This is a genomic window from Pseudoalteromonas sp. A601 (assembly GCF_002165575.1).
Lineage (GTDB): Bacteria > Pseudomonadota > Gammaproteobacteria > Enterobacterales > Alteromonadaceae > Pseudoalteromonas.
Genome location: NZ_MXQF01000007.1, coordinates 86,571 through 105,687 on the forward strand (window position 1 = coordinate 86,571; position 19,117 = coordinate 105,687).

General features: G+C 40.5%; 19 protein-coding genes. 10 read left to right on the top strand and 9 right to left on the bottom strand.

Going from position 1 to position 19,117, the window contains the following annotated elements; translation table 11 throughout:
- The first annotated feature begins 141 nt into the window (after positions 1 to 141).
- Entirely contained in the window at positions 142 to 2,325 is a 2,184-nt protein-coding gene (locus tag B5G52_RS07470) for a TonB-dependent receptor (protein WP_087532029.1), read from the top strand.
- Between the two features lie 39 nt (positions 2,326 to 2,364).
- Here B5G52_RS07470 and B5G52_RS07475 read toward each other — a convergent pair whose 3' ends face one another.
- Positions 2,365 to 2,532 carry a DUF2986 domain-containing protein gene (locus B5G52_RS07475; RefSeq protein ID WP_087532030.1) on the bottom strand — a complete coding sequence of 56 codons (168 nt, stop codon included), beginning with the start codon at positions 2,530 to 2,532 and terminating at the stop codon, positions 2,365 to 2,367.
- A gap of 172 nt (positions 2,533 to 2,704) precedes the next feature.
- Here B5G52_RS07475 and B5G52_RS07480 point away from each other — a divergent pair, with 172 nt between their 5' ends.
- Positions 2,705 to 4,195, top strand: a complete 1,491-nt coding sequence (locus B5G52_RS07480) for a dipeptidase (RefSeq protein WP_087532031.1) — start codon at positions 2,705 to 2,707, stop codon at positions 4,193 to 4,195.
- Between the two features lie 94 nt (positions 4,196 to 4,289).
- On the opposite strand, the gene B5G52_RS07485 is transcribed toward B5G52_RS07480, so the two are convergent.
- Positions 4,290 to 5,096: a hypothetical protein gene (locus B5G52_RS07485; RefSeq protein WP_140394308.1), complete on the bottom strand. Its 807-nt coding sequence runs from the start codon at positions 5,094 to 5,096 to the stop codon at positions 4,290 to 4,292.
- A 393-nt stretch (positions 5,097 to 5,489) separates the two neighbouring features.
- Between B5G52_RS07485 and B5G52_RS22340 the strand changes: the two genes are divergently transcribed.
- The 4 genes from B5G52_RS22340 (at position 5,490) to B5G52_RS22045 (ending at position 6,825) form a co-directional block, all read left to right on the top strand.
- Positions 5,490 to 5,768, top strand: coding sequence for a hypothetical protein (locus B5G52_RS22340; RefSeq protein ID WP_254911162.1), 279 nt, complete (start codon positions 5,490 to 5,492; stop codon positions 5,766 to 5,768).
- 35 nt (positions 5,769 to 5,803) lie between these two features.
- The gene (locus B5G52_RS22345; protein WP_254911163.1) at positions 5,804 to 6,103 is read left to right on the top strand and encodes a YqiJ family protein; all 300 of its coding nucleotides are present in this window, start codon (positions 5,804 to 5,806) and stop codon (positions 6,101 to 6,103) included.
- A 63-nt stretch (positions 6,104 to 6,166) separates the two neighbouring features.
- Positions 6,167 to 6,445, top strand: coding sequence for a hypothetical protein (locus tag B5G52_RS07495; RefSeq protein WP_254911164.1), 279 nt, complete (start codon positions 6,167 to 6,169; stop codon positions 6,443 to 6,445).
- 110 nt (positions 6,446 to 6,555) lie between these two features.
- Positions 6,556 to 6,825 (top strand): biotin/lipoyl-containing protein, encoded by a 270-nt coding sequence (locus B5G52_RS22045; RefSeq protein ID WP_254911171.1) that lies wholly within the window; start codon positions 6,556 to 6,558, stop codon positions 6,823 to 6,825.
- A gap of 162 nt (positions 6,826 to 6,987) precedes the next feature.
- Here the strand turns inward: B5G52_RS22045 and B5G52_RS07505 are convergent, their stop codons facing one another.
- The 4 genes from B5G52_RS07505 to B5G52_RS07520 form a co-directional block, all read right to left on the bottom strand.
- Entirely contained in the window at positions 6,988 to 7,416 is a 429-nt protein-coding gene (locus tag B5G52_RS07505; protein ID WP_087532034.1) for an OsmC family protein, read from the bottom strand.
- A gap of 121 nt (positions 7,417 to 7,537) precedes the next feature.
- Positions 7,538 to 7,675, bottom strand: a complete 138-nt coding sequence (locus tag B5G52_RS07510) for a DUF2256 domain-containing protein (protein WP_087532035.1) — start codon at positions 7,673 to 7,675, stop codon at positions 7,538 to 7,540.
- 28 nt (positions 7,676 to 7,703) lie between these two features.
- Entirely contained in the window at positions 7,704 to 9,179 is a 1,476-nt protein-coding gene (locus B5G52_RS07515; protein WP_087532036.1) for a cryptochrome/deoxyribodipyrimidine photo-lyase family protein, read from the bottom strand.
- Between the two features lie 2 nt (positions 9,180 to 9,181).
- A complete protein-coding gene (locus B5G52_RS07520; RefSeq protein WP_087532037.1) occupies positions 9,182 to 10,495 on the bottom strand; it encodes a DASH family cryptochrome in 1,314 nt (437 codons plus the stop codon).
- A gap of 115 nt (positions 10,496 to 10,610) precedes the next feature.
- Here B5G52_RS07520 and B5G52_RS07525 point away from each other — a divergent pair, with 115 nt between their 5' ends.
- Together B5G52_RS07525 and B5G52_RS07530 are read left to right on the top strand one after the other, a co-directional pair.
- Positions 10,611 to 11,222 carry a flavin reductase family protein gene (locus B5G52_RS07525; protein ID WP_087532038.1) on the top strand — a complete coding sequence of 204 codons (612 nt, stop codon included), beginning with the start codon at positions 10,611 to 10,613 and terminating at the stop codon, positions 11,220 to 11,222.
- A gap of 319 nt (positions 11,223 to 11,541) precedes the next feature.
- Positions 11,542 to 14,175 (top strand): TonB-dependent receptor, encoded by a 2,634-nt coding sequence (locus B5G52_RS07530; protein ID WP_087532039.1) that lies wholly within the window; start codon positions 11,542 to 11,544, stop codon positions 14,173 to 14,175.
- Positions 14,176 to 14,233: 58 nt separating this feature from the next.
- On the opposite strand, the gene B5G52_RS07535 is transcribed toward B5G52_RS07530, so the two are convergent.
- Entirely contained in the window at positions 14,234 to 15,613 is a 1,380-nt protein-coding gene (locus tag B5G52_RS07535; protein WP_087532040.1) for a VCBS repeat-containing protein, read from the bottom strand.
- A gap of 189 nt (positions 15,614 to 15,802) precedes the next feature.
- A complete protein-coding gene (gene yghU / locus B5G52_RS07540) occupies positions 15,803 to 16,645 on the bottom strand; it encodes a glutathione-dependent disulfide-bond oxidoreductase (protein WP_087532041.1) in 843 nt (280 codons plus the stop codon).
- A gap of 182 nt (positions 16,646 to 16,827) precedes the next feature.
- Here yghU and B5G52_RS07545 point away from each other — a divergent pair, with 182 nt between their 5' ends.
- Together B5G52_RS07545 and B5G52_RS07550 are read left to right on the top strand one after the other, a co-directional pair.
- The gene (locus tag B5G52_RS07545; RefSeq protein WP_087532122.1) at positions 16,828 to 17,841 is read left to right on the top strand and encodes an endonuclease/exonuclease/phosphatase family protein; all 1,014 of its coding nucleotides are present in this window, start codon (positions 16,828 to 16,830) and stop codon (positions 17,839 to 17,841) included.
- Between the two features lie 32 nt (positions 17,842 to 17,873).
- Positions 17,874 to 18,260: a hypothetical protein gene (locus tag B5G52_RS07550; protein WP_087532123.1), complete on the top strand. Its 387-nt coding sequence runs from the start codon at positions 17,874 to 17,876 to the stop codon at positions 18,258 to 18,260.
- 34 nt (positions 18,261 to 18,294) lie between these two features.
- Here B5G52_RS07550 and B5G52_RS07555 read toward each other — a convergent pair whose 3' ends face one another.
- The gene (locus B5G52_RS07555) at positions 18,295 to 18,882 is read right to left on the bottom strand and encodes a rhomboid family intramembrane serine protease (protein WP_087532124.1); all 588 of its coding nucleotides are present in this window, start codon (positions 18,880 to 18,882) and stop codon (positions 18,295 to 18,297) included.
- Positions 18,883 to 19,117 lie beyond the last annotated feature (235 nt).

The following is a 19,117-nucleotide window of genomic DNA, read 5'->3' on the forward strand; positions in this document are numbered from 1 at the left end:
TTGGTAGGGCATGCTGCTAGGTAGCATGCTCACTATTTGTAATTATATAAAACAGGGGGTGCGACAATTTGTCGCGTTTTCAGGCTTGTTACCAAGTTATATACTTTGCTCATCTTAAACCTATTGTAAATAAACAATAAAATGAGCAGCAAATTATCACTATCTCATCCTCAGTATGTACTTTCTCCTTTAGCTATTAGTATTGCATGTTTACTTTCTCCCTATGCAGTTGCTGATAATTCAATTGAACATATTGAAGTTCAAGGCCAACATCTCAATTCACATGCAAATTTAGGTAATGCAGATCAGCTACTAAGTGAATTGGGCGTTGATTTTTCTGCCGCGGGCGGTGTGTCTAGCCTACCTATTCTAAATGGTATGATGGGCGATAGAGTAAAGGTTTTAGTTGATGGGGCAGATATTACAGCGGCATGCGGTAATCAAATGAATCCACCTTTGTCTTATATATCAGCAAACCAAATTACCTCATATCAAGTGGTGGCAGGTGTTTCACCTGTGAGTGCTGGTGGCGATAATATTGCAGGGGTGATCAGTGTTAATTCTATAGCTCCTCAGTACAGCAATAGTGATTCATTAAGCTGGCATTCGGGTTATGTTTCTGCACAATACCGCAGTATTAATAACGCGCAAGCTGTGGGCGTTGGCGCTCGTATTGCCAGCGACACATTCAGTTTAAGTTATCAAGGCGCATATGAAGACGCGGATAGTTACGAAGATGGTAACGGAGATCTTGTTTTAGATACCTTGTATCGCGCCCAAAACCATGCACTAACAGCTGCATTAAGAGATGAAAAACAACAACTAGTTGTTAAATTAACACATCAAAAAATACCGTTTCAAGGGTTCCCAAACCAATATATGGATATGACTGATAACACCAGTTACGGTTTGATCAGTCAATATAAACGCACTCTCGAAAGCGGTGAGTTTCAAGCTCAGATTAACTATAACGATGTAAAGCACGAAATGGGTTTTTTCACGGCTGAAAAAACTGGCATGATGCCGATGAATACCGATGCGCAAGATATGAGTTATCAACTTAACTGGCGTTTAGAACTCGATAAAGATACTACATTATTATTAGGACAAGAATACTTTGGTTATCGCATTGATGATTGGTGGCCTGCGATTGAAGGTTCAATGATGATGGGGCCAAATGATTATGTAAATATAAATGATGGTGAACGCGATCGCTACACTGCTTTTGCAGAGTTACAAAAGCAGCTAGATAAAAAGTGGTGGGTATCAGCGGGCGCACGAATTGAATATGTGCACACGGATGCTGGCGAAGTACAACCTTATAGTGATATGACCATGGATGGCGGCATGGACGATATGTCAGGTATGGATGCAATGGGTGATATGTCGGGTATGGGCGACATGTCATCGATGATGATGGATGACCCAAATCAAGATGCAGCAATGGCATTTAATGCTATGGATAGAGAACGCAGCGATACATTAGTAGATGCAAGCCTACTCGTGCGCTATCAAATAACAAATGAAGATGAGCTAGAACTTGGCTTAGCACGTAAAAGCCGAGCCCCTAATTTATATGAACGTTACAGTTGGGGAGTGAGTACCATGTCAACCAGTATGATTGGCTGGTTTGGTGATGGTAACGGTTATATTGGTAACCCTGATTTAGAAGCAGAAACCGCACATACACTCAGCAGTAGTTATACTAAATCTGCGAAAGATGATACTTGGCAGATAAGCGCCAATGTTTGGTATACCCAAGTTAATGATTATATTGATGGCACAGTTGTGGGGAACACTAATCGAACTGAAATGGCCATTACGCAGCGAAATACGCTCCAGTTTACTAATTTAGACGCTACATTATATGGTGGAAAAATTGAAGCTGCTGTACGTGTGAGCGATAGCAAAAGCGCAGGTATATGGGACTTAACAGCGGCTATTACCAGTACTCATGGTGAACGTGATGACAGTAATGAACCACTTTATCAAATTATGCCATTACACAGTAAAATAGCATTAGCACAGCAAATGGGTAATTGGCAGAGTTCACTCAGTTGGGAGTGGATTGATAGTAAAACACGTATTGATCCTCGTCGTCTCGAAAATCAAACAGATAGCTATAGCTTATTAAATTTACAGACGAAAGGTACGTGGGATAAGCTAACCGTTAAACTAGCTATAACAAACTTACTTGATGAATACTACCAACAGCCATTAGGCGGCGTGAGTATCGCGCAGTTTAATGTAGATCAAAGCCAAGGCTTTACGCAACTTGCAGGACAAGGTCGCTCGATTAATTTGGGTATGAGTTATAGTTTTTAGAATTTTTAATTAAGAATAAAGCTATGACTATAAATAGCTTTATTCTTCTTCAGTTTCATCTACATGATCAAGTTGGCTTTGCTCTAACGCTAACTTTTCACGCTCAGCCTTTGAAACATAAGCAGGCTTATTACTTTTATGTAATTTTGCGTTAGCGCGTTTATCTTTTTTCTGAAATTTAGTGACGATCTTCTTTCTACGGTTCATGTTTGATTACGCTAACAGCTACTTAAAATTGGTGGCGTAGTATACAGCGTATAAGCCATGTTTAGCTATTTAAATATTCAATCTTTAATAACTGGTACAAAGCTGGCTAAGAGGGAGTTAACAGCGTTACAATTATAACTTCTTGCCTACCTTTCATTTATAGGAATTTGCTTTGAAAAAGTTTGTTATAGCTAGCCTCGCATTACTCACCGCCAGCGCTCATGCTAATTTACACCAAATCAGTGATGATGCGGCTGCATATGCAGTAGATACATACCAAAATGCACAAATTCATACTTTGACTAATTTAGTGTCATACCCAACAGTCAATCAAGAGGGAGTAGCTACGCCTACTAACCCAGACTTTATTGGCTTTAAAGCGTTGTTAAAAATGAAAGCGGCAGAGCTTGGCTTTGACTACCAAGATTTAGGCTACACCGTGTTGATTGGCATGGGGCAGCAGGCTGAAAAAGTCACGATTGTGACCCATGGGGACGTACAACCGGCTGATGCGAGTAAGTGGCAGCAAAGCCCATTTAAAGTAGATAGCACGTCGGAGCCGGGTAAATTAATAGCCCGTGGTACTGAAGATGACAAAGGCGCAATCGCTACAGCACTTTATGCGATGAAAGCCATTAAAGATCAAGGCATAAAGCTTGAAAACCGCATAGAGCTGATGATTTATTTAGCAGAGGAGTCTGACTGGGCACCGCTTGAAGAGTTTATGAAAACCTATCAGCAACCTAAATACGCAGTAACGATTGATGCATCGTATCCAGTTGTTGTAGCAGAAAAAGGCTGGAGCTTAATTGCACCCACGTTTTCAGGCAACTCAGACCAAACAAGTGCATATGTAAGCAATTTAGAAGGCGGTGCATTTGTAAGCCAAATCCCAGAAGACGCCAGCGCTATCTTACATAATGCGACAGAGGCAGATATTGAAACGCTTAATACCAATATTGCCGCACTCAAGGATGTCAAAGTTGCCGTTACTGAAGTTAATCAAGGTATTAAGGTATCAGTAAAAGGCACGTCGGCGCATTCATCAGAGCCAGAGGCGGGTTTTAACGCCATTGCCCACCTAGCAGAAGTCTTTAAAGATATTGAGCTTGAGAATAATAGCGACGGCCAAGCAATTGAGTTTATAAACCAGCTCATAGGCTTGGATTTATATGGCAAACAGTTTGGTGATATTGCGTATACACATGACTTTATGGGGCCGATGACAGTTTCACCTACGTTATTAAAACGAAATGATAGCGATATTACTTTATCTGTTAATATGCGCCGCCCAGTAGGTAAAGATGAAACTGTGCTAAAACAACAAATCGACTCGGCATTGGCTAATTGGCAGGCTATTAATCAGGTTACATTAAAAGATACACAGGTGATCATTGGCACACCGATGCTGCTTGATAGCGCACCCCATGCCCAAGCATTACTGGATATATTTAAATACTTTACGGGTGATGAAGATGCTGGCTTTGTGTCGATAGGAGGGGGCACCAACGCAAAATTATTTGATAATGCAGTGTCGTTTGGCCCATCTATGCCTGGTAAAAAATACACAGGTCATTCAGAGCATGAGTTTATAACCACTGAGCAGTTAAAGTTAAATCTTAAGATGTACACCGCAATGATGATAAAACTGGGTAATATGTGATGACTTTAATTTAGCCTATACAAACGTACTTAAAGCTCGACTACTCTATGACTAGTAGTATCCATGTTGAAAAAGGCATGGATACTATTTTGCTTTAAAAATCGCAAGGTGGATTCTCAATAATTGCTTGTGATGTTACTTGGCCGAATAATGCTTGAGTAGCAGCATCACCTGGTAACGTATCACTGAATGTTAATAAGTCTGCAGATTCACCGGTTATTGTTTCGTATAAAACAAGCGAAGTGAGGAGTTTACCTAACTGTTTTGCATGGTTTCCATCTGAGCTATGAAGGTCTAACCCGGGGGACAGCATTAACGCTTTATTCCATGTTAATCCAATAGGTGCAACACAACTGTATTGTTTTTGTGCAATTCTTGTGTGTATACCGTGCACGTAAACGGCATCTTCCGGCCTATTTTTCAGCGGATGTTCTGGAAAAAGAATTGGCGTGGCTCCTATCGTTTTAGCACGTTGAATCCAAGTAACTGTCGCATCTATAGGGTACAAAACTGAATGACTTTGAGAGTATTTTTGCCCTTGTAAAATAACATGTGTCCATTGGTTATTTTGTAATGCTTCAACAATACTTTTGTTGTTGATAATAGTATCGAGAAACATACCCCCATGAGTTTCAATATTAATAGTTTTATCGGCTTTGACATGAGTGAATATTTTAGTTAGTAAAACCTCAATGCCTGCGACATGGCTGTTACCCAGTATTAAAACATTATATGTATCAAATTCCCTATTGTTGGGAATAGATAAATTTTCCGTCGATTCGATAGGTTGGAATGGATCATCTGTAACCGGAACTTCATCCTCTGGAGTGTTTGTAGAGCCTCCGCCACACGCACTTAGCATAAATATTACAGCATAGATAATTAAATGTTTGTTCATCATTCCCTCGTATTTATTAGTTTCAAGCGCAGAATGCAACCCTGTTATAGTTGAATATTGCGTACCTATATTTTATTTTTTGTAAAAATATAGAGTCTTATGCTAGGTTAAAAATAACCCACTATGTTATGAGTACAAATTAAACTTGGTGCGCTATTAAGTACAAAAACATCTCTTTATGTCAATGGAAGGTTGATTTTTTGTATCTTGGTTTTAAGCATAGCATAGGTACACGGGTTAAAAGCAAGTAAGCGAATGCAATTTGTTTGAAGATCTTTTAGTTGTAATTGTGCACATAATTAGATCTATCTTTTATAAAGTACCTAACAATTGTGCCTTAAAATGGTAAAAATTTTCTATAAGGATAATAAATATAAAAGCTGAGTAGCAGTTACAATGGATTTTTTAAATTTAGCATTTACTTTCCCTACAGCCATTTTTACGGCGCTTCTTTTGGTTGTGATACTTTTTTGGCTGATAACCCTTGTTGGTTTTGCCTATATAGGTATGTTCGAATCAGATCTCGATATTGATGCCGATGCAGCGCAAAGCCCAAGTATATCTTCATGGTTTAACATGGGGTTTGGGGGGCCAATTACGGTTTCATTGAGCCTCATTGTGTTGACAAGTTGGCTTATCTCTATATACGCTCATAAGTCCTTTCATTCTTGCTAGGTAATGGCATATTATTTTACATTTTTGGAATATTAATGGTGGCTACCAGTGTGTTAGTGGCTATGCCTATCGCCGCGATTATTTCAAAACCTCTACAGCGCTTTTTTAATAGCGCCGAAACTTCAAAAAGCTCTGACTTATTAGGCTTAGAGTGCACAGTTGTCACGGGCAAAGTAACAAGTACATTTGGTCAAGCGCGCGTGCAGTTTCAAGGTACTGAGCAACTTATTCAAGTTCGCGCAGATACTGAACAGTTTACCTCAGGTGACACAGCCGTGTTGCTTGAACACCTCAAAGATCAACGCTGCTACACCATAACTCGTAAACCGTGGTAAGCAGATTGCCTGAAATGGTATGCGTAGAATATAAAAACCGATAATTACGTTAGAGGACATAACATGGAATTTTTATATAATCTCATCCCTATACTAACATTTGTAGGTATAGCAATAGCGATCATTTTTGCTATCTTGCTTATCGTTGGTAAGTTTTACCGCAAGGTTGAGCAAGGCCAAGCTTTAATCATCAACAAAATGAAAAACGAGCCTGATGTCACTACAACGGACGATATTGTTTATCCTGTGAACCATAAAATGGAAGTCATGGATATTTCGACTAAGCGCATGGTTCTGCAGCGCGTTTTAAACTGTTTTCGCAAAGCATTACCAATGCGCTGAATAATGCAAAAACCCCTGAAGCCTGTGATGACCAACTTTCACGGCTGCTTATCCAGCTAGAGGAACTTGAATCTCAATTTAGTGAGTTTGATGAATACCTCAGCGAAATTATCGCCAATCAAGCATTGTTTGATGTAGAATTTGAAAAAGCCGTTTTAGAGGTCGTGACACCACAAGCAGGCGTTATTCATAACTTTAAAGCAAAAGTAGGTGATATTGTAAGCTCAGAACAAGTCATTATGCACCTACGTGAAAAACGCCATGGCGAACACACTGCAGATAAAAAATTACCGCTGGAAGAGGAAGTTGCGTTATTAAGAGAAGAAAACGAGCGACTCAAAAAACTGCTAGCACAACAGCAACTAACAGCAGCTGGTTAATTTTCATTGGGCAAGTATCAGCGCTCATAACGTATAACCATCACTTGCCATAAAGTAATACGTGGAGAGTGGAGTAAGCTACTAAGTATCGTATTTGCCATAAACATTAAAAAGCCAAGCAAAGTAGCTTGGCTTAAAAATAATTAATAGTTAACTAACGTATTAATTTAAATGAGTTGACAGTGATATCTCAGCATTCATTAGTTTTGAGATAGGACAACCTTCTTTGGTTTGTACACACAGTTCGTCAAACTTTAATTGTGAAATACCCTCAATCTTAGCCTCTACATTAAGCGCAATGTGGCTTACTTCAAAGCCATCATCTACCTCATCTAGGCTAACGGTTGCGGTGGTTTTGATATCATCGGCTACATAATCCGCTTCAGTGAGTGCCAGTGAAAGCGCCATGCTGTAACAAGCACAGTGGGCTGCTGCAACCAGCTCCTCTGGGTTAGTGCCGGCTTTGTCTTCAAAGCGGGTGTTGAACCCATATGGCTGGCTCTCAAGTGCACCACTTTCGCTACTTATTGATCCTTTACCTGATTTAATATCCCCTGACCAATTGGCTGATGCTGATTTTTTAATCGTCATAATGTCTCCTTGGGTTTGTTGTGTAAAGTTTGCAATAACATTGCAAGCTCTTCATGCTTATACCGGCTAATCGGTATTTACACGATACTCAAGTAGGGTTTTGCAATATTGACACCAAGGTTTATTTTGCGTTTCGCCGACACCGCTCTGAACAGTAAATTACGTTGTCCCAGTCCCGTTGCCATTTTTTTCGCCAGGTAAAGTCACGCTTGCAAACGGGGCAGTTTTTTTGCGGTAAATGTAATTTCTTATGTGCCATGTTTACCATTCTTTTTAGTGTTTTTGGGTCACGGTGTAATACTTACGAGGGCTTTGAGTATCGCAGGGATGGCCCGTTGTACATCAACCCGTTCACGGTATTGCCACAGCCTATCGCGCGCTTCTTTTGAGGCTTTTGTTAAATCTACCATGGGTTCGGGGTAGTCTTCGCCTATTTTAAAGTCGTTAAATAACGCTTCCATTGGCGTTTGTTGCCATGGTTCATGTAAGTATTCAATGGGCAGTTTTTCAAGTTCTGGGCACCACTTTTTAATAAACTCTCCGTTTGGATCTTGATCCTCAGATTGTTTAATCGGGTTGTAATGGCGAATAGTGTTGATACCTGTCACTGAGGCTTGCATTTGTATTTGCGGATAGTGAATGCCTGGCTCAAAGTCTAAAAAGTAATTAGCTAAGGGGAAGCTTGCTTGCTGCCAGCTAATGTTTAAGTGGTGGGTCACAAAGCTCACTAACATGGCGCGCATTCTAAAATTAATGTAGCCGGTGTGCTTTAAACAGCGCATGCAGGCGTCAATAATCGGCACACCTGTTTGCCCCTGGGCCCAACGCTGTATATCCTCAGCGACCTGATCGTCATCGCGGTAGGGAAATTGATAATACCCCGCATTAAGCGCTTTAAACTCCATTGAACATTCGCTTTCAAACTTTTGCATAAAATGGCAATGCCAATGCAAGCGCGAGACAAACGCCGCTAGTGGGCGCTTCCAGCATCGTTTGTCAGGGTGTTTTGAGTCATATGCATCGATTGCTTTTTGGTACACTTGCCTAAGGCTAATGTTGCCCCACGCTAAATAAGGCGAGAGCCTAGAGCAATGGATTTGGCTTAAACTGGGACTTGAAATGCCTTTTTGATAGCCTTTGCCTCTACTTTCAAAAAAACTTTGCATAACTTGCTGGGCTTCCAACGCACCGCCAATTTGAAAGTGCGGATGTTGCTCTGTGTAGCTATCGGGTAACGTGGGCATTTGGTAATCATTTAATGCCACCGCATTGACGTTTTTCCAGTTTGGAATAGCAATAGGGCTATGCATGTATTGATGCCAGTGTTCGTTCCAGCCTTTACGGCTTTTAGCCCCGCGTATAACCCCACCGGTAGGAAACTCAAGCCAGTTTATTGCATGGTGTTTACACCATTTTTTAACTGCTTTGTCGCGTTCAAACGTATTATTTAAGCCAATTTCTTGATGGCTCAATAAGCTAACAATTTCAAACTGCTTGTTTAATGAATCAAGTAGCTCATCCATTGGGCAATTGAACAGATAAACGCGGGCATTAAAGCGCGCGAGCTGTTTATTCATTTCAATCAACGATTGATAAACAAAACGCCAATGACGCTCGTTATAATGAGCATCATCAATGAGCAGTGGCTCAAAATTATAAATAAGCAGGGTCGGTAGTGCGCTGTCAAACGCGTACTTAAGTGGCTGATGATCAGATAAACGTAAATCTCGTTTAAACCAGACTATATTAACCTTTTCGCGCATTATTAACTGCTTAATGGCCAATCTGCAGCATCGGCAGAGTCTATGCTATAAACCTCATCACCTCGCCAGCGCTTAATAAAGGTATTTTCGGGGTCATAAGTGTGAGTTTGTTTAACTAAATTAAAATGCCTGCCAGAGCGAGGATCAGCACCCACCCCAGCAAGGTATTGCCAGTTGCCCCAGTTTGCTGCCACATCGTAATCAATGAGTTGTTGTTCAAAGTAAGCTGCACCAAAACGCCAATCTAATTTGAGCTCATTCACTAAACAGCTAGCAACAAGTTGGCGTCCGCGATTAGACATATAACCCGTTTGATTTAGTTGTTTCATACACGCATTGACAATGGGGTAGGGGGTGGTGCCCATGCACCATTGTTTAAAGCGTCCAGAATAAAAACTGGTCAGTGGTTTGTTTGCACTTATGCCACTAAATGCAAATAATTGATGGTCATAGCGCACACTATAAAGCTGAAAATATTCACGCCAAAGTAGCTCAAAGTAAATCCAGTAAGTTGAATCATTCGCGCCGTGTTGTTGCTCATACTTTTGCAGTGCGTGCATTGTCTGTCGCACCGACACATTACCGTTGGCAAGCCAAGGCGAGAACTTAGTTGAGTTTGCCATGCCATCAAGGGCATTGCGAGTCAGTTTATATTCGCTCGGAGCTGAACTTGAAAAATACTGTCCAACGTGGTGCTGAGCTGCTACTTCGCCTGCATCAAACTCACAGTATAACTGCTCAACCTTAGGTAAAGATTTAGGCCAAGGTACTGGGGCAATTAACGGCGCAGGGAAATGGCTCGGTCTCTCAACGGGCGATTTTATAGAGAGGTTTGATGATTCTACCTTTTTACGAAATTTACTGAATGTTGACGGCAGATCACTTAGCTCAAAGGGCAGTTGATGCATGTCATACAAGGTAAATGTATTACTTTGTTTAAGTGTAATTTCGCTGTATTTATCAGTGATTGCACTGAGTGATTGCCGTTCGTATAAGCCAACTTGGTCGCTACAGTAAATTACTCGGGTATTATGATGAGAGTAATAATGATCAATCACGTCCAGCGGCGATTTAAAATAAACAACTAAGTGTTGCCCACGTGCATTAAGCTGACTGTTTAATTGGTGCAGCGATTTAACCAAAAACGCCCATCGTTGTTCGCCCAGTATTTGGCAGTTAAAACGGTTGCTTTTAAACCAATCAGGGTCAATGCAATAAATAAAGCTGATTGATGAGCTTTGCTCGCATGCATGGCGTAGTAGCGCGTTGTCAGATAACCGTAGGTCGTGAGTGAACCAATATACAGAGTGTGTCATATAATAAACTTGTCATTAGGGTTTTATTAATCCATTTTGTGTCAATACGTGACAAACACTGAACACGTTTAATACGTGTGACTTTTTATTTTATCAACATTAAAGCGAGCGATACGTGTTTTTAGATTTAACTCAATCCCTTGAAAAACCAAATATCTATAGTCAATTAGTCGGCGGCATAACGCCAAGGCCGATTGCGTGGATAAGTACGCTTAGTAGTGATGGAGTGGCAAATATTGCGCCTTATTCATTTTTTACAGTGGCGAGCGTTAACCCGCCTGTATTGAGTGTTACCCAAGTTAACCCCGGTGAAAAGCGCAATAAAGACACTCTAAACAACCTGCTGGCGAGCAAAGAGTGTGTGGTTAATATTGTCAGTGAGCAGCAAGTTGAGCAAATGAACCAAAGCTGTGCAAACTACTCATCTGAGGTCAGTGAATTTGATGCGGCACATATTGAATCAACAGCAAGTCGGCTTGTTAAACCCATCAGCGTAAAAGCGTCAAAAGTCCGCTATGAATGCTCCCTCCGCGAGGTGATTACCATTAGTGAACAATCAGCTGGTGGGCAAATGATGTTACTTAATGTTGTGGGAGTTTATATTGACGATGCAGTACTTGTTGATGGTTATATCGACCCCGTTGCTTTAAAAAGCGTAGGTAAACTGGGCGGAGATGAGTTTACTAAAACAACGGACATGTTTAGTTTAAAGCGGCCAACTTTATAACGCTGCCATTAAGCTTATAGGGGAGTGCTTTTTTAAAGTGTTAAACGAATCAGTGTTAATGTTTAAAGGCAGATTGGATTAACAGACGCGATCTGACAGTCGCAAAAGTGTCTATCGCAGGTATTCAAATAACAAGTGTCAAAAGGTAAGACGCGGTCTCATTTTGAGTAAAAGCTTAATTAACCATCAAATTAATCAGTTCGGGGGGTCTGTAGCTGATTGATTTCTCCCCTGCGACAATTTGTCACATTCTCAATATTCCTAAAATCTTTATCATAAGCGCCTATTTTTAAAATAAAAATTTTAATAGGTCATATTTATGAATAACCTCATGGCACTTTCTGCCATTTCACTTGCACTGATAAACTTTAACGTATTTGCTAATAATAAAAACGATAATATTGAACGCATAAATATTACTGGCTCACACATTAAACGCACTGATTTTGAAAGTGCCAGCCCGGTAACGGTTATTGATGCTGCGCAAATTGCTCAGACAGGCATAGTAAATGTGGAAGACTTACTACAGCGTATGTCTTTTTCTGCGGGAGTTGCAGGTAATGCTACTAATGCCTATTGGACCAGTGGTGGTTATGGCACGGCTCAAGTTAACCTTCGTGGCATGGGGATCAAACGTACTTTAGTTCTACTCAATGGGCGACGTATAGTTAATGGCGGTACAGGGGCAAATAGTTCAGTTGATGTAAATATGATACCTACCTCAATTATAGAACGAGTTGAAGTTCTTAAAGATGGTGCATCAGCTATATATGGCGCTGATGCGGTCGCAGGGGTGGTTAATATCATCACTAAAACACAACTAGATGGCGCCGAGTTCACCGCTAAAATAGGTGCTGCCGATGATGGTGAAGGGCAAAGCCAAGAGCTAAGTTTTAATATAGGTGGTGAGTTTGAACGAGGCCATTTTGTTTTTAGTGCAAGCTATATAAATACCGAAGCAGTCAGGCAGTCAGACCGAATTGAGTGCGCTAAAAGTGAAACGATTAATGATGATGGTAGTAGCCAGTTAGATTGTTTTGGTAGTGCGACAACCGCTGGTGGACGGGCATTATTAGCAGATGGCAGCAGCGTGCAGTTTAATCAAGACCCAAATGGTGATGGTAATAGCTATGAAGCTTATGACTCAGCTAAACACGGTTTTAATTACATCAGTTACTTAAATGCCGTTAACCCAAGCGAACGTATTAATTTATCGACTAATTTTACCTATCAGCTGACCGACAACTTAAATTTATTTACCGAAGCGCAGTACAGCAATCGTCAATCAGAGCAGATTGTTACGCCGCGTAGTATTAGTGGCATCATGGTGTCAAAAGACTTTGCTTATAATCCAACAGGGCAAGATTTAGAAATAACACGACGTCGTAATGTTGAGCTTGGCGCCCCGTACTTTTTCCAAGAAACCAATACTACACGTATTGTTGTTGGCCTTGATGGGGTTTTAAATAATGATTGGACTTGGCAGCTAGCTTATAACTATGGTCGTAATACAGGCACTGATGGCTGGACGTTTGATCAAGATATTAGCAAAGTGGCCAATACGCTCGATGACAGTATTTGCAGTTATGAAAGTGGTGCTGTTATTCCCTGTGGAGATTGGTTTGGTGTTGATGAATTAAGCCCAGAGGTAATTGATTATGTAAAATATCGCCGTGAAGGCAATGGCGGCAATGAATTAAGGTCGCTTACTTTCAATTTATCAGGCGATATTATTGAATTACCAACAGGGACTTTAGCTTTTGCTGCGGGGGTTGAAAAGCGTGATGAAAAAGGCTGGCGTAACCCGGATTCAACAGTACTTGCCAATGGCGGTGAAGATGCCATTGATGGCAGTTACTCCGTTACAGAAGGTTTCATTGAATTTGCAATTCCAGTACTTGAGAGTGTTGAGGCGCAAGTTGCTACGCGGTACTCAGATTACAGTACATTTGGCAGTAAGATGACTTATAAATTGGGTTTAACATGGCAAGTTGTTGATAGTTTAATGCTGCGAGGAGTTAAATCAACAGCCTTTAGAACACCGATGATCACGGAGCTATTTGGTGGTACAAATGCCGAAAACCTGCGCACTATTGATCCTTGTGAAGGGGCTACTGGTGATATTGCTACAAACTGCTTAGCAGCTGGTTTACCCGCTGATTTTGTTCAAGATGGTACAACAGTGCGTACCTCAGTTGGTGGCAACCCCGATGTAAATCCAGAATCAGCAGACACACTCACCCTAGGTATGGTGTGGCAGTCTAATACTATTGAAGGCTTATCGACTACCGTTGATTATTTTGATATCGAAGTTGAAGATGCCATTACCTCAGTCAATGGCTCTGATGCGCTCAAATTATGTTATACCGATCCTGATGTATATAGCGCTTACTGCGATACATTCACGCGTCATCCTGTGACAGGTCAAGTTAACTCCTTAAGTCAACGCCCGGTAAATGCAGCATTTGAAAAGGTCAGTGGGATAGATTTCAACACGCGCTACAATACCGAGTTATTTGGTTTAACTAGTCAGTTTGAATTAGATGCCACACGCTTGTTAAAGCACGAAACAACCCCGTTTGCAGGTCAAGATACGCAAAGTCTATTAGGGTATATCACCGAAGATCAGGGCAGTTATACCAAATGGCGCGCTAACTTAGGCGTGAGTGTCAAAGCTGATACGTGGTCGGCACATTATGCGATGCGTTATATTGGTACCGCAGACGATGTTAATGGTGGTGGTCCAATTGGCAGTGCAGTACCGAGTATTATTTATAACGACATTCAAGGGCGTTATTTTATTAGTCAAAACACTTTCTTATCGATCGGAATTGATAATATTTTTGATAAAAAAGCGCCGTTTTTAACATCATGGAATGATGCCAATACGGATGTAATGACCTACGATTTACTCGGTAGACGAGGTTATTTAAAGCTCAATATTAATTTTTAGTTGTTAAGCCAGATACACATTTATGTATCTGGCTATTTTTAGTTAACCAAAATTTAAGTTAATTAATAACGGTTTTAATGCTGCTAGTGCCGTCTTCTTCGGTGAATTTAAAAACAAAGTCTTTCTTATCGTCATTGTTTATATCGACTAAAAGTATATCGCTGTTGTTATCAGGGAGTTTATGTTTGATTTTTTTGCGCTTTGAGCTGAGTAAATTATCATTACCATAGTATACCGACAGTGTTTTACTGCCACTTTTATAAATGGCGTCGAGTTTGCTATCACCGTTGATATCAGCTAAAAATAAGGGTTTTAATGATGAATCGTTAGACATAGAAAGTGGGGTTTCCACCTCAAAGTCTGCATTAGGTTCTTCGCTAAATGTACCATCTGCAAGCTGCTTATGAACAGAGAACTCAACATCAACATCAGTATCACCGCCCCCCATGGCCATGGACGCTAAGGTGCCAAAGCCAAAATCGATATTAAATCGTTGTAACTCCATTAAGCCATCGTTATTAAAGTCCTCATCAAACTTTAAGTTACCTATCATACTTGTTTGTGGCAGAACGATCGCTTGTGTTGAAAAACCGCCGCCTGCAAGGCCCATATAAAGGCTGCGGTGCACTGTCGCATTCATGGCATCCATGCCATCAGCATCAGGCATAATTTTGGTGATAAGATCGACAAAACCATCATTATTAATATCATGTATTAAATCTATATAGTGGAAATTGTCGTTTTCTATTTTTCCAAATTTTACAGGAAAGGTAATGTTAGTCACCTTATCGGCAAAAGTTGTATCTTTTGTTAGCAATACTTGGGCTTGTTTATCATTGCTAAACACCAAGTCAGTGCGGCCATCTTGGTTTACATCAATTACTTGTGGGGTAATACTTATATCAATATCTAATTTAAATCGTTTAGATCTAAAATCGCCCTTAAATTGTGCTTGTTTGGCAAATACGTAAGGGTGGAACTGCCCTTGTTGATCTTGAACGTAGAGTGTATTGGTTTCAATATCAGGTAATAAAATGTCACTTAGGCCATCATTGTTCGCGTCAATGACAAAGTTAACTTTAGTAAATTTGCTGACTTCTAATTGATTTAATACAGATTCAAATTTAAATAGCGGCGTGCTTTTACTCTGCTCGCTCAGATAGACGCCATCAGTGGTTAAAACAAGCGCTTGAGGGTTTAAAGTATTTGCCAGCGTGGCAGTATCAAAGCCAATTAAATTTTTAGGTAAAGTAAGCATCTGGTTTTGGTTATTTGCTAAATCAACCTTCGCAAGCTGTTGCAGCTCGTCATTATAAGCAAACACAATTGGTGAGTCTGTTGTAATTAATCCTTTTGTGGTTTTTATAGTTAATTGCTGACTAGCAAAAGCAAGTGGCGCTAGAAGTAATACTGTAGTGGCTAATAAAGGCTTGAGCATTGTAAGTTCCATTTAAATTTAATCGTCGATAAATTTTGTAAATATATTATTAACAATTAAGTGGTTTTTACAATCTTAGTTTTGTAAGCAAGTGTAATAAACCTAAATTTGTAAAAATGAGGAAGGGAAATTGAGTTTGTATAATTATACTCGCAACATAATCAAACGCTGCGAGTAATTTCCTAGAAGCTAACTAAAGTCATTAGTGTTATGGCGTTCTGCTAATTGCTCTTCTTCAGGGCCCCAAACGCGATTAACTCTTTTGCCGCGTTTTACCGCTGGGCGTCGCTCAATTTGTTTAGCCCAGCGAACTACATGTGTATAAGACTCAACATCTAAAAATTCAGCAGCTTCATATGAATTGTTTATCACTAAATTGCCGTACCACGGCCAAATAGCAATATCGGCAATTGAATACTCACTACCTGCCATATAATCATGGTCACTTAAATGACGATTAAGAACATCTAGTTGACGCTTAACCTCCATGGTAAAACGGTCAATAGGGTATTGCATTTTGACCGGCGCATAAGCGTAAAAGTGGCCAAATCCACCGCCTAAATAGGGGGCAGAACCCATTTGCCAAAACAACCAATTACGACATTCAGTTTTACTGGTGTGATCGCTTGGGATCAAGACATCAAATTTTTCAGCTAAGTATTGTAAAATCGCACCTGACTCAAACACACGTGTAACTGGATTGGTGGAGTGATCCATTAAGGCGGGTATTTTAGAATTAGGGTTAACACCGACAAAGCCAGATCCGAACTGATCACCATCACTAATTTTAATTAAAAATGCATCATACTCAGCTTCACTAATACCAAGCTCTAACAGCTCTTCGAGCATAATAGTGACTTTTTGGCCATTGGGAGTCGCTAAAGAGTACAGCTGAAGCGGATGCTCACCAACGGGTAAGTCTTGCTGGTGGGTTGCACCTGCTATTGGCCTATTTATTTTAGCCCATTCACCGCCACTTTCTGCATCCCATTGCCAAACTGCTGGGGGCGTATAGTCGTCGTTGTTACTCATCAAAACTCCTCAAACGTTGGTTACTTAAATCAAGGTATAGATGCTATTACGAATACTCCATCCTAGTTGATCATTAAGACCAAGGGAAGTAAAGTTGTGCTTCATCATAAAAAACCAATCCTTAATACTCAACTGAGCAAATTTTGATAAAAAACACGCAACTTAAAATTGCTACCTTTAATCTGTTTAATTACCTTGAGCCGCCTAATGCATTTTATGAATTTGAGCGTATTTATAGTGCGCAGCAGTGGACCAAAAAGCAGCGTTGGATAACGGATTATTTAACTGAATATCGACCAGATGTAATTGGCTTTCAAGAAGTATTTAGTATTGAGTCCCTCAAACTATTATTAAGTGGCCTTGGCTATGAATATTTCGCAGTAGTTGATGAGCCAGAGGTGATAGATGATTTTATATATAAGCGCCCTGTGGTGGCTATTGCCTCTCGAGACCCAATTGTTGCTGTGGCTGCCATAGAACATGATGTTGAACTTGCGCAAGCTCTTGGCTTGGCTGATTCATTTACATTTAGCCGCCAAGTGCTTAGAGCGACAATTGAGCTGCCACATATAGGTTTAAGTGATTGTTATGTGGTCCATCTTAAATCTAAACGTTCGATGATAGAAGTTGCAGAATGCAAAGTTACAACACCTGAAAAGAATATTATTGAACATTTGAAGGCGGATATCGCAGGTGGTTGGGCATCAACTGTCCAGCGAGGGAGTGAAGCCACCTTATTAATGCTTGAAATGATCAAGCGCCGCGAGGCCACTCAAAACCCAATGCTGCTAATGGGGGACTTTAATAATAATCTAACCGATGGCGTACTTAGTCATTTGCTCACCAGCTCACTACGTTTTGCTCCAGCATTTGATAGCAAAACCTACCTTGAAAAATATTGCTTAAATGATGCGTGGCAGCTATTCGTAAAGGCGCAAACCGATTGTACTGAACAAGCAAAACAAGAAGCTACAACTGTGCTTAAGCGCACTCCCACACATTATTTTGGTGCAAGCAGCTCAGTACTTGATTATATATTGTTATCTTGTGAGTTTGATGCAAGTTACGACGATAGCTTCTTTTCAGTAAGTGATTATTATACCTACGATAGGCATTTGGTTAACCCCGTGTTTGAGCGAGATGACCAAAGCACGGACCATGCAGTGATACTTATTACATTAACCTTGAGATCTTAAAATTGAGTAAATCGATACATTTATTGTTATCAATGGTGGCATGCCTAGCGTGTATGAAAGTAAATGCTGAAAACATTAAGCCTTTTACATCAGATGGCTGTAGTTCTTTTCCTGATGGTACATTTAAACAGAATGAACTTTGGCTAGGGTGCTGTACTGATCATGACTATAGTTATTGGCAAGGCGGTACGTATAATGAAAGACTTGAAGCAGATAAAGAGCTACGAGAATGTGTACATGCCGTCGGCGAACCGCAAATAGCTCAGCTTATGCTCGCAGGTGTTAGAGTAGGTGGCAGTCCTTATTTACCAACATCATTTAGATGGGGTTATGGTTGGTCTTACCCACGCTGGTATCAAGCGTTGACTGACAATGAAAAAGCACAGATAGAAAAACTTACAGTTGACGATGCGAATTGATACTTGATTTTCAACTCGCCAACTCGCCAACTCGCTAGAGCCTCGTTTTCTTATCTTTTTTTGCTAGATAATAACCAATCACTATACCGGCAATAGCCCCAAAAAAATGACTCTCAAAAGACACGTGGGGTCGCTGCGGTAATACGCCCCAGATTAAACCACTATATAAAAATACCACTACAACGCTTATTGCCATGGCTTTAAATGAGCGATGCATGAAGCCGTAACAAATTAAAAAGCCCCACAAACCATACAATACGCCACTAAGTCCAACATGAATATTGCTACGGCCAAATAACCAAACTAACAATCCACCAGCGAGGGCTGTGAAAATAAACACCAACCAAAACCGCTTAACACTGTATTGGCAAACCAACCAACCAAGCACAGCAAAGGGAATTAAATTACTTATTAAGTGAGCCCAACCGCCGTGTAAAAACGGTGCGAAAAAAATTCCAGTTAAACCACTAAGGCTGCGCGGGTATATACCTAAGCCATTTAAATTAACACCCGGTAAGCTATTAAAAACTTGTAATGCAGTACATAGTAAAATGATGCCAATAAGTGTAAAGCGCTTACTGGATAAAGGAGGGACGCTCAAAGAGCTTTTTTTGGTTGGCATACTTAGCTTAATTGAAAATGGGTTTGGGTGAGTATACCTATCTTGATGCTTAAATGAAAAGCCTTGCACTAGGGTCTGTTGACCTTTCAGGATTAAAATTTGTTCAACCTAGGTGCGATTTAATCGCGGCGCGAGATTTGTAACCTAGTGGGCTAAGTAAAAATCGAGCAACAAAGAGTTAATCGCACTTAGGAAGAACCCGAAGGGCAGCGCGCGTTTGGCATTTATGCTGCGT

Bases quoted from the DNA above. Each gene is read 5' to 3' on its own strand.
- B5G52_RS07470 (WP_087532029.1), top strand. From the start codon at position 142: ATGAGCAGCAAATTATCACTATCTCATCCTCAGTATGTACTTTCTCCT.
- B5G52_RS07475 (WP_087532030.1), bottom strand. From the start codon at position 2,532: ATGAACCGTAGAAAGAAGATCGTCACTAAATTTCAGAAAAAAGATAAA.
- B5G52_RS07485 (WP_140394308.1), bottom strand. From the start codon at position 5,096: ATGATGAACAAACATTTAATTATCTATGCTGTAATATTTATGCTAAGT.
- B5G52_RS22340 (WP_254911162.1), top strand. From the start codon at position 5,490: ATGGATTTTTTAAATTTAGCATTTACTTTCCCTACAGCCATTTTTACG.
- B5G52_RS22345 (WP_254911163.1), top strand. From the start codon at position 5,804: ATGGTGGCTACCAGTGTGTTAGTGGCTATGCCTATCGCCGCGATTATT.
- B5G52_RS07495 (WP_254911164.1), top strand. From the start codon at position 6,167: ATGGAATTTTTATATAATCTCATCCCTATACTAACATTTGTAGGTATA.
- B5G52_RS07505 (WP_087532034.1), bottom strand. From the start codon at position 7,416: ATGACGATTAAAAAATCAGCATCAGCCAATTGGTCAGGGGATATTAAA.
- B5G52_RS07510 (WP_087532035.1), bottom strand. From the start codon at position 7,675: ATGGCACATAAGAAATTACATTTACCGCAAAAAAACTGCCCCGTTTGC.
- B5G52_RS07515 (WP_087532036.1), bottom strand. From the start codon at position 9,179: ATGCGCGAAAAGGTTAATATAGTCTGGTTTAAACGAGATTTACGTTTA.
- B5G52_RS07520 (WP_087532037.1), bottom strand. From the start codon at position 10,495: ATGACACACTCTGTATATTGGTTCACTCACGACCTACGGTTATCTGAC.
- B5G52_RS07530 (WP_087532039.1), top strand. From the start codon at position 11,542: ATGAATAACCTCATGGCACTTTCTGCCATTTCACTTGCACTGATAAAC.
- B5G52_RS07535 (WP_087532040.1), bottom strand. From the start codon at position 15,613: ATGCTCAAGCCTTTATTAGCCACTACAGTATTACTTCTAGCGCCACTT.
- yghU (WP_087532041.1), bottom strand. From the start codon at position 16,645: ATGAGTAACAACGACGACTATACGCCCCCAGCAGTTTGGCAATGGGAT.
- B5G52_RS07550 (WP_087532123.1), top strand. From the start codon at position 17,874: ATGGTGGCATGCCTAGCGTGTATGAAAGTAAATGCTGAAAACATTAAG.
- B5G52_RS07555 (WP_087532124.1), bottom strand. From the start codon at position 18,882: ATGCCAACCAAAAAAAGCTCTTTGAGCGTCCCTCCTTTATCCAGTAAG.